10 protein-coding genes are annotated in these 9,232 nt (G+C 67.2%); 6 read left to right on the top strand and 4 right to left on the bottom strand.

All coding sequences use genetic code 11. The features are described from left to right. Positions 1-370 precede the first annotated feature (370 nt). Together Q0894_RS12650 and Q0894_RS12645 are read right to left on the bottom strand one after the other, a co-directional pair. Positions 371-1,144, bottom strand: a complete 774-nt coding sequence (locus Q0894_RS12650; protein WP_299235913.1) for a universal stress protein — start codon at positions 1,142-1,144, stop codon at positions 371-373. Beyond that, on the bottom strand, positions 1,134-3,566 hold the full coding sequence (locus Q0894_RS12645) for an ATP-binding protein (protein ID WP_299235911.1): 2,433 nt from the start codon (positions 3,564-3,566) through the stop codon (positions 1,134-1,136). Before Q0894_RS12645 ends, Q0894_RS12650 begins: the two co-directional genes overlap by 11 nt. 156 nt (positions 3,567-3,722) lie before the next feature. Between Q0894_RS12645 and coaE the strand changes: the two genes are divergently transcribed. The 5 genes from coaE to Q0894_RS12620 all read left to right on the top strand — a co-directional run bounded on the left by coaE (position 3,723) and on the right by Q0894_RS12620 (position 6,116). Further along, a complete protein-coding gene (gene coaE, locus Q0894_RS12640; RefSeq protein WP_299235921.1) occupies positions 3,723-4,343 on the top strand; it encodes a dephospho-CoA kinase in 621 nt (206 codons plus the stop codon). Positions 4,344-4,397: 54 nt separating this feature from the next. Next, complete coding sequence (yacG, locus tag Q0894_RS12635) at positions 4,398-4,628, top strand: DNA gyrase inhibitor YacG (RefSeq protein ID WP_299235909.1); 231 nt, start codon at positions 4,398-4,400, stop codon at positions 4,626-4,628. Next, on the top strand, positions 4,625-5,518 hold the full coding sequence (locus Q0894_RS12630) for a DNA replication terminus site-binding protein (protein WP_299235907.1): 894 nt from the start codon (positions 4,625-4,627) through the stop codon (positions 5,516-5,518). Before yacG ends, Q0894_RS12630 begins: the two co-directional genes overlap by 4 nt. A gap of 75 nt (positions 5,519-5,593) precedes the next feature. After that, positions 5,594-5,842 (top strand): type II toxin-antitoxin system Phd/YefM family antitoxin, encoded by a 249-nt coding sequence (locus Q0894_RS12625; RefSeq protein ID WP_161422831.1) that lies wholly within the window; start codon positions 5,594-5,596, stop codon positions 5,840-5,842. Further along, entirely contained in the window at positions 5,832-6,116 is a 285-nt protein-coding gene (locus Q0894_RS12620; RefSeq protein ID WP_299235903.1) for a type II toxin-antitoxin system RelE/ParE family toxin, read from the top strand. The genes Q0894_RS12625 and Q0894_RS12620 overlap by 11 nt, the downstream gene beginning before the upstream one ends. 123 nt (positions 6,117-6,239) lie before the next feature. On the opposite strand, the gene Q0894_RS12615 is transcribed toward Q0894_RS12620, so the two are convergent. Both Q0894_RS12615 and Q0894_RS12610 read right to left on the bottom strand, forming a co-directional pair. Continuing rightward, on the bottom strand, positions 6,240-6,650 hold the full coding sequence (locus tag Q0894_RS12615; RefSeq protein WP_132045433.1) for an SRPBCC family protein: 411 nt from the start codon (positions 6,648-6,650) through the stop codon (positions 6,240-6,242). A 60-nt stretch (positions 6,651-6,710) separates the two neighbouring features. Next, entirely contained in the window at positions 6,711-8,144 is a 1,434-nt protein-coding gene (locus tag Q0894_RS12610) for an MBL fold metallo-hydrolase (protein WP_299235900.1), read from the bottom strand. Between the two features lie 265 nt (positions 8,145-8,409). Here Q0894_RS12610 and Q0894_RS12605 point away from each other — a divergent pair, with 265 nt between their 5' ends. Further along, complete coding sequence (locus tag Q0894_RS12605) at positions 8,410-9,219, top strand: hypothetical protein (protein WP_299235898.1); 810 nt, start codon at positions 8,410-8,412, stop codon at positions 9,217-9,219. The last annotated feature ends 13 nt before the right edge of the window (positions 9,220-9,232 follow it).

The following is a 9,232-nucleotide window of genomic DNA, read 5'->3' as shown; positions in this document are numbered from 1 at the left end:
ACCTGACCCGGCCGAATCGAGTTCGTCATCCTACGGACCGCCAGTTCGCCTCCGGTTGCTCCCCACCCCGCCTCGCGACGACGCAGTTACCTTTGGCTACGGGGCCATGGCTTACCCCGGTGCGGACTCTCACCGCACTGTGTGTACGCCTTCTCGGGCGCACTGGGAGGCCGGCTCTGCCGGGCGAAAGGAGGCCAAAGGCCTCCCCGGATGGGCCAGAAAAATGCGACACGATAACGGGCGCCTGTCGGCGCCATCGCCCGGGGAACCCGGCCACCCACAGGGTGACGAAACGCCCATGGGGTAGCGGAGCATCCCTCCTACCTACTGGGTTCACGTCAGTGCGTGATAAATCAAATACAAAAACGGTTCATGGCACCACCACGATGGGCACCGGGATACGCGCCAGCAGTTCGGCGTCCTGCTCGAGCAGAAGGACCAGTCGTTCACGGGTCATGGCCAGCGCCCCACGGTGGGCTTGGCTCAGGAAGTGCTCGAGGGCTGGCGCGTCCATGATGGCAAGCTCCTCACGCCCCACGAAAAGCGGATGCCGTTGCACCGCCTCCTCTGGCGTCTCCCCCCACGGCAGGGCCGGCGCCTCGCCGCGAAAATAGCGCAGCGGCCCAGGTGTCGGCGGATGACACTCATCCCAGATCACCACCGTGCAGGGCGCCTCCAGCAACAGGCGCCGGCTGGTGGAACCCAGGCGGCTGCCCCAGCGAGCCGACAGCCCCGCCTTGCCCAGGATCAGCACATCGCCAGGCGCTGCCTCGGCCAGGGCCTCGCTCGCCACCTGCCCGCGACTGACCTGAAGGCGGTGGCGCAACGCCCTGCCCGCCGCGGCCCGCTCCAGTGCCTGCGCCACCCGCCGCTCCTGATGCAACAGGCTCGACACCAGACGATCCCGACTAAGAGGGCGCACCACCCCACTGCTCGCGCCTATCTCGCACGAAAAGGGAAAGGCGGCACACTGCAGCAGGTTCTGATCCTCCACATACAGCGCAACCAGCTCGGCGCTCGCCTGCTCGGCCAGCACAACCGCCGCCTCGAGGGCCGCCACCCCCTGGCGCGAATCATCCAGCAGCGCCAGCACCCGTAGTGTTTCGACATGCACCGCCACCGGGCTCTCGGGATCAGCCGTCATCGCCGTTCTCCGTATCACTCACCTCGCCCTCGCTGCCGTCTTCCAGGTCACTATCTCCCCCACCGGGTCCGGCCTTTACCGCCGCCTGAAAGGCCGCCAGGCGCGCCTGCACACGCCCATTGAGGCTCGCTTCGGGGAAGTTGCCGTCCCCATCGGCCTCCCCCGGTGTCTCGCCGGTCAGCAGCGCCAGGGCCTCATCCACATGGCGCACCGCATAGATACGAAACGTGTCCGCCTCCATCGCCTCGCGCACCTCGGGCTTGAGCATCAGGTGCTCGACATTGCTGGCCGGCAGGATCACCGCCTGACCGGAAAGCTCGCCCCGGGCGCGGCAGATATCGAAGAAGCCCTCGATCTTCTCGTTGACGCCGCCCACCGCCTGCACCTCACCATGCTGATTGATGGAGCCGGTGACCGCGAATGCCTGATCGAGTCCCACCCGGGTGATGGCCGAGACCAGCGCACACACCTCGGCCACCGAGGCGCTGTCCCCCTCGATGCCGCCGTAGGATTGCTCGAAGGCGAGGCTCGCCGAGAGCGACAGGGTCGACTCCCGGGCATAGCGCCCGGCCAGATAGCGCGACAGGATCATTACCGCCTTGGAGTGGATGCGCCCGCCGAGTCGCGCCTCGCGCTCGATATCCACCACCTGGCCACTGCCGGGCCGGGCCGTGGCGGTGATGCGGGTCGGCTGGCCGAAGGCGAAGTCCCCCACCGCCAGCACCGACAACCCATTCACCTGCCCCACCACGCGCCCCTCGGTGGTGATCATCAGGGTGCCACGCTGGATCTGCTCCTGGCTGCGCTCGCGGATGCGCCCGGCCCGCCACAGCTGCTGGGCGACCGCCTTCTCCACATGTTCACGCGTGATCAGCTCGGCCCCCGCCACGCTCGCCCAGTGCCCCGCCTCCAGCAGCAGGTCCTGCAGGTCGCGATGCCGCGCCGTCAGCCACTGCTGATCGTCGGCCAGCCGTCCGGCGCGCTCGATGGTCGCCGCCACGCCGCTGCGATCCAGCGGGGCCAGCTCCGCCTCCCGGGCTAGGGTCGCGATCATCCGCGCATAGAGCGTCAGGTTCTGCGGGGTGCGCTCCAACTCATCCTCGAGGTCCACCTGGACCTTGAACAGCTCGAGAAACTCCGGGTCGTGCTCGCACAGCAGGTAGTAGAGCAGGCGTTCGCCGAGCAGCACGACCTTGACGTCCAGGGGTATCGGCTCAGGCTCCAGAGTCACGGTGCTCATCATGCCGTAGGCCTGCTCCAGCGACTCGGTGCGGATCTCACCGGCCTGCATCACCCGCTTGAGGGTCTCCCAGGCCCCGGGCTGGGTCAGCAGACCGTAAATATCCAGCACCAGATACCCCCCATTGGCCCGATGCAGCGCCCCGGCACGAATCAGCGAGAAGTCGGTCAACAGGGTGCCGTTGTGAACATGGTGCTCGATGCGCCCCACCAGATGCTGGTGCCCCGGCAGATCCTGATAGATCACCGGCGCCCCATCGGTCTCGGCGTTGTCCACCAGCAGGTTGAGATAGCAGCGGCTGAAGATCGCCTCCGGCGGGATCTCGGGCTCCTCGGCCACGAAGGCATCGGCATGCTGCAGAATCGCTTCACGAATCGCCGCCAGATGGGCGATCACTCCCGGCTGCGACCCATAGCGCTCCTCGAGCTCCGCCAGCGGCGAGCCGATGGCCGCTTGCAGTACCTCCTCATTGAGCTGCTGGATCTGCTCGCGCAGCTCCTTGGCCAGCTTGGGCATGCGGCGAATCGCCTGGGTGAGCTTGCGCTGCAGGATCTCCACCGTATGCTCGAGTCGCTCGCGATCCTCCCGGGGGAGTGCCTCGTACTTCTCCGGCGGGATCATCTCGTCGCTGTCGCCCTGGGCCGGCGCGAAGGTGAAGCCGTTGGGCGTGGAAAGCAGCAGGATGTCCTGCTCGCGGGCCTCGCGCCGCACCTGCTCGATGGCGTCACGCTGGCGCTCGCCCATCGCCTGCTTCAATTCCTGCAGGCGATTCTGGTACTCGTCACGCTCGAACACCGCCGGAATCGCACCGCGCAGCTCATCGACCAGCGCCTCGATATCGCGGCGCAGCTGTCGACCCACGCCCGCCGGCAGCTCGAGATAGAGTGGCCTGGCAGGGTCCTCAAAATTATAGAGATAGCACCAGTCCGGCGGTGAGGCCTCATCACGCGAACGCGCCGTCAGATAGCGCTCCACCAGGCTATGCTTGCCGTGCCCCGGCTGGCCGAGCACAAAGAGGTTGAAGCCCTCACTGCGAATGGCCGTGCCGAAGGCGAGCGCCTCCCGCGCCCGCTGATGCCCCGTCAGCAGATCCAGCGGCTCGAGCTCGCTGGAGACCTCGAACGTCAATACCTCCTCGGGACACGCCTGAAACACCTCTGCTGCACCAAGCGGCTCGACCATCGTGCTCTCCTGTTACACCGTAAACGGCATCGACCATGGCTACTACTACCATGGAGCAGTAGGACGCGGGCCGCCAGCTCCCGGAGCAAGAATGGTAGACTCCCTGGCCAAACCACATACTGATCGCTGTTTCGAGACAGGAGACACCGCATGGCGTTGATCATCGGCCTGACCGGCGGGATCGCCTCGGGCAAGTCCACCGTGGCCCGCGCCTTCGCGGCGCTGGGGGCGCCCTGGGTCGACGCCGACGATATCGCCCGGGAGGTGGTCGAGCCCGGCGAGCCGGCCCTGGCCGAGATCGCCGAACGCTTTGGCGCCCGGGTGCTCAACGGCGACGGCACCCTGAACCGCCGCGCCCTGCGCGAGATCGTCTTCGCCGACGAGCGCGAGCGCCGCTGGCTGGAGTCGGCCACCCATCCCCGCATCCGGGAGCGACTGGTCGAGCATCTGGCGCGTATCCACGCCTCCGGCGCTCCCTATGGCCTGCTCGTCTCGCCGCTGCTGTTCGAGTCCGGCCAGAGCGAGATGGTCGACCGTGCACTCGTGATCGATGTGCCCGAAGCGCTGCAGATCGAGCGCACCGCCGCCCGGGATGAGGTCGATGCCGACCAGGCCCGCGCCATCGTCGCCGCCCAGATGCCCCGCCACGAACGCCTGGCCCGCGCCGACGACGTGCTAGATAATGGCGGCAGCGAAGCCGCGATGCGCCGCCGAGTCAGTGAACTCGACCGCTATTATCGCGACCTTGGGGTCAGACCCCGTCCCTTTGGGGTCTGACCCCAAAGGGAGACCCCAAAAGGAGCCCAAAGTTATTCGCCCTACGGAGCCCCCATGAGCCAATCACAACGCCCCCTGGAAGTCGCCTGTCCCCAGTGCCGCAAGAAGGTCGAGTGGCGCGAGGACAATCCCTACCGCCCCTTCTGCAGCGAGCGCTGTCGGCTGATCGATCTCGGCGCCTGGGCCGATGGCAGCCACCGCATCGCCGGTGAGCCGGCCATGGATGAAACCGAGATCGACGAGATGATCCTGCGCGCCGAACGCGGCTTCCAGGACGAGCCATGACCACCTCATCCTCCCAGCGCCCCGAGTATCGGCTGCTTGCCGAGCTGGAGGCGGCCTTCGACGCCCTGGTCGAGACCACCGCCGCGGTGGCCGAGGCTTATGCTCGCGCCCCGGGGGCCTGCTGGATCTTCGGCGAACCCGAGCCGGTCGACGGCGAAAGGGCCGCGGCGTGGCTGCGCGAAGCGCTGCAGGATGTCTGGTACCAGGATGGCCAGGACGGTCGCGCCACTCGCGCCTATATCGGCCTGGTGGCGGCCGGTGACGAGGTCATGGAGGCCGTGGCGGCGGCCAATGTTGCCAAGGCGGCGTTCGCGGCCCTGACCGCCAAAATACGCGACCAGGCGCCGTCATTGATTCCCGAGGCCAAGGCGGTGCTGCCCTTCCGCCACCCGGCCCTGCACGACCATCTGCGCGGCGAGGGGCTGGCGCGGGTCCACCTCAAGCAGTGCTGGCGGGCCATTCCGGCAAGCGAGGCGCCGCTGGCCCGGGTGCGCCTGGCCTGGTACTCGAGCGGGCGCTCGATCAAGAAATTGACGGTGCAGGAGGCCGAACAGAAGCTGCTCACCTTCGACAACGAAGCGCCGCATATCCGCATCCAGCTGCGCCGGCTGGCCGGCATCCCAAGCGGCGAGCCCCTCGCCCAGGTGCAGCGCCAGGCCCCGCTGATGCGCGCCAACCTCTTTTACCGCGAGCCCCTGGAGGATGGCCGCACCCGACGTGCCATGAACGTTGCCCTGCCGCTGTTCGTGCCCTCGCCGGATGGCCGGCTACCCGACCATAACCTGCCACCCCTGCAGCCCCCCGAGACCCGCACCCGCGCCCGCCGGCGCGACGAGAAGCTCGAGGATGAGCCGTTCCTGCCCAGCCTGCGGGTGTTTCGCTATCGCTGAGGAGAGCATGGAGACCTGTTAAAAGCCTCGCAACAGGTCTAATATGGAGATCATACCGGCACAGGAGGTCCCACCATGCCTCACCATATCCTGGCAACGACCACCGCCAGCATCTCAGAACTGAAGAAAAACCCCATGGCCACCGTGGCAGCCGGAGAGGGCTTCCCGGTCGCCGTGTTGAACCGCAACGAACCCGCCTTCTACTGCATTCCTGCCGACGTCTACGAGGAACTGCTCGAGAAGTTGGAGGACGCCGAGCTCAACCGCATCGCCGACCAACGTCACGACCAGCCGGAGATCACGGTGACACTGGATGAGCTATGAGCTGCGCTTTCGCGCCGAGGCGCTGAAGGAGTGGCACAAGCTTGACGGCAGCGTACGCGAGCAGTTCAAGAAGAAGCTCCAGTCCATCATCGAATCACCGGCTATTCCCGCATCACGCCTGTCGGGCAGTCAGAACCGCTACAAGATCAAGTTGCGCAGCGCGGGCTTCCGGCTCGTGTATGAAGTACGTGACCGCGAACTGGTCGTGCTGGTCATCGCCGTGGGCAAGCGGGATCGAAACAGCGTCTATCGCAAGGCCGCCAAGCGGCCATAGCGCTACCCAGCGAGGGCATCTTTCTTCCGGCCATCCCCCTCTTCCGGCCATCCCCCTCTTCCCGATCCACGAACTCCCCCCCCAACTTTAGCCCGCCACCGCCACAACAAGCCATCCATACCCTCACAGCCGCTGCTCCACCCGCTCGAGTATCTGTCGGCTCACGCGGTTGACCAGCGGCGTGGCGGCCTTGTTCACCGCCCTCTCCAGCAGCTTGCTGCGCAGGGTGTAGGTCAGGGTCAGGCTGACCTCGGTGCCCCCCTCCACCGGGCGCAGGCGGTAACGCCCCCGGTTCTCCACCCCATCCAGCGACTCCCAGGCCAGCGCCTCCGGCGCACGGCGCTCGGTGATCGCCACATCGAAGTGCCAGTCGCGCCCCACCGCATGCACATGCCAGCGGAAGCGGTCATCGCCCAGCGGTTCGATGCTGTGGATCAGATCGGAGTAGTCGGCGAAGTCCTCGACGCGCTCCAGCAGCGCGAAGACTCGCTCCGGCGCCGCCGCGAGAATCGCACGGTGCTCGATGGTGGCCATGGCATGCTCCCTGCTACACGGATCAACGGATCAACGAAAGCCTCGAGTATCGCAGCTCCCTCAGGGGTTTTGGAAATCCACGCCCAATGTCACCTCCAGCTGATGGCCCGCCTGGGCCGCCCAGGCCAGCAGCGAATCGCGCAGCGCCTGCTGGGCGTGGCGCTCGCCATGCACCAGCCGGATATGGCGCGGCGGGCGACGCATGCGCCGCACGAAGTTCAGCAGATCATGCGCATCGGCATGGGCCGAGTAGCCGGAGACCGTCTCCACCCGGGCGCGAATATCGATGCGTTCGCCATCGAGCGCCACCCAGCCACCCCGGGCCCCATAGCGCTGGATATCGCGCCCCGGGGTGCCGGCGCCCTGGTAGCCGGTAAACAGCACGCAGTGGCGTGGGTCCCCCAGCATGCGCTTGAGATAGTTGACCACCCGCCCACCACTGACCATGCCGCTGGCCGCGATCACCACCGCAGGCCGATGGCTCTCGGCCAGATAGGCCACCGTACGCTCGTGCTCCTCATGTGAGCTAACGGTATAAAGGTTCTCGAAACTGAGCGGATGCCGACCGGCGCGCAGCCGGGCGTGGGCCTCGGCGTCCCACCAGGGCCTGAGCTCGCGGTAGACCTCGGTAAAACGCGCGGCCAGCGGAGAATCGACGATGATCTCCAGCTCGCGCCAACGCCGGCTGCCGGCCCGGTGGATCAGGGTCTCCATCTCGTAGAGCAGCTCCTGGGTGCGGCCGATGCTGAAGGCCGGAATCACCACCGTGCCGGCGTTGGTCAGCGCCCGGTCGATGGCCGCCTTGAGTCTGCCGCGGCGCTGGCGGCGATCCTCGTGGCGTCGGTCGCCGTAGGTGCTCTCCAGCACCAGGGCATCGCAGCCCCAGGGCGATCGCGGCGCCGGCAGCAGCGGCGCATAGGGTGCCCCCAGATCGCCGGAGAAGATGATGCGCTCAACCGCCCCGCTTTCACGGTCGAGAACATCCACCTCCACATAGCTGGAACCGAGGATATGCCCCGCCTGCTGCAGCTTGACCCGCACCCGGTGGCGGGCATCGTCCACCAGGGTGTGCCACTCGCGGTAGGCCAACGGCACCAGCCGCCCCTCCACCTCGCCCAGGAAGCGCTCGATCAGGGCGCGATCGCGGGTAAAGCCGATCTTCAGCGCATCCTCGATCACCAGCGGCAGCAGCCGTGCCGTGGGCACGGAACAGAGGATCGGCCCCGCGTAGCCCGCCGCCAGCAGATAGGGCAGCCGGCCGATATGGTCGATATGCACATGTGTCACCACCAGCGCCAGCAGATCCTCGACGGGAAACGTCACCTTGAGCTGCTCGAAGCTATCGACATGGTCGGCATCCTGGCCCTGAAACAGTCCGCAGTCGACCAGCAGCGCGCGGTCGTCACCGATCTGCAGGCGGTGGCAGCTGCCGGTCACCCCGCTGGCGCCCCCATGGTGGGAGATGGAGGGAAAGGTATCGAGACATTCGCGCATGGGGTGGGCCTCCCTGCCGGTTACGTTAACGACAGTGTAGGCGTGCCGCTTCATTCCGGCTGGTCGCTCCATTCCAGCTGGTCGCTCCATTCCAGCTGGTCTCTCCATTCCGGCTGGTCGCTCCCCAGGCGGCAGGTCCGGCGCAAGCTGTCTACGCTGTGTCAATATGCCTTGTAAAGAAGTGTCAACGCGGAGAGACGCGATGCGCCCTAACCGGTATGGAGTGCAGGCTGTTGTGCTGGCGACAGTTCTGGCGACAGTTCTGGTGACAGCTCTGCCGACAGCGCTGGCCGCCGGCAGCGTGCAGGCCGCGGAGGCGGTGCTGGTCAACGGCGCCACTCAGGGCCAGGGCACGCTGCGCGCCCGCAGCGGGGAGTGCTTCGCCATTACGCCGCAGCATGTGGTGGGGCACGGGGGCGTGGGGCTGACCGTCACCAACGCCGAGCGTGTTCGGGCGCCGGCGCAGCATCTCGGCGACTACGGTGACGATATCGCCCTGCTGCGCGTCGACGCCAGGGGGCGCATGACCTGCGGCGCCACCTGGCCGCGCAGCGAGCCGCTGGACGAGCTCCTCGAGGAAGCGGTGCGCCTGGGTCGCCAGGGCACGCTGCTGCGCGTGCGCCCCACCGGCGGTATCGAGTCCCATGCGGTGCGCTTCACGGCCCTCGAGCCGCGCCATGTGGAGGTCGTCCTGATCACACACAACAGCGAGGCCTTTCAGGGCATCAGCGGCTCCCGCCTGCTGCTCGAGGGTCGCCCGGTGGGCATGGTGCTGGAAACCCTTCAGGACACCATTCGTGTCTATCGCCAGGACGCCTTGAATCGCCGCCTCGAGGCGTTCTTCGCCGATGATATCGGGCCGATCCCCGCCGGCGACCTCCCCCTGGAGCCTCGCCAGGGGCGCGTGGTGGTAACGACCCGGACCACGGTCCGTGAGTCACCCACCCCGTTTGCCAGGGCGATCCGGCGCCTGGAGATCGGCCAGAGCATCGAACTGCTGGGCAAGGTGAAGGGGCGCCCCTGGTGGCAGACCGCCGAGGGTTATGTGCGGGTCGCCCATACCGCGCCCCCCTAGCCGAGCCATGCCG

Origin of the sequence: uncultured Halomonas sp. (assembly GCF_947501415.1) — a bacterium.
Lineage (GTDB): Bacteria > Pseudomonadota > Gammaproteobacteria > Pseudomonadales > Halomonadaceae > Halomonas.
Note: the sequence above shows the minus strand (reverse complement) of the source record. Positions and strands in the feature narration are given on the sequence as shown.

What these genes read in the sequence shown, in the direction of transcription:
- Q0894_RS12645 (WP_299235911.1), bottom strand. Translation starts at nt 3,566, where the DNA reads ATGGTCGAGCCGCTTGGTGCAGCAGAGGTGTTTCAGGCGTGTCCCGAG.
- Q0894_RS12610 (WP_299235900.1), bottom strand. Translation starts at nt 8,144, where the DNA reads ATGCGCGAATGTCTCGATACCTTTCCCTCCATCTCCCACCATGGGGGC.
- Q0894_RS12625 (WP_161422831.1), top strand. Translation starts at nt 5,594, where the DNA reads ATGCCTCACCATATCCTGGCAACGACCACCGCCAGCATCTCAGAACTG.
- Q0894_RS12620 (WP_299235903.1), top strand. Translation starts at nt 5,832, where the DNA reads ATGAGCTATGAGCTGCGCTTTCGCGCCGAGGCGCTGAAGGAGTGGCAC.
- Q0894_RS12630 (WP_299235907.1), top strand. Translation starts at nt 4,625, where the DNA reads ATGACCACCTCATCCTCCCAGCGCCCCGAGTATCGGCTGCTTGCCGAG.
- yacG (WP_299235909.1), top strand. Translation starts at nt 4,398, where the DNA reads ATGAGCCAATCACAACGCCCCCTGGAAGTCGCCTGTCCCCAGTGCCGC.
- Q0894_RS12650 (WP_299235913.1), bottom strand. Translation starts at nt 1,144, where the DNA reads ATGACGGCTGATCCCGAGAGCCCGGTGGCGGTGCATGTCGAAACACTA.
- Q0894_RS12615 (WP_132045433.1), bottom strand. Translation starts at nt 6,650, where the DNA reads ATGGCCACCATCGAGCACCGTGCGATTCTCGCGGCGGCGCCGGAGCGA.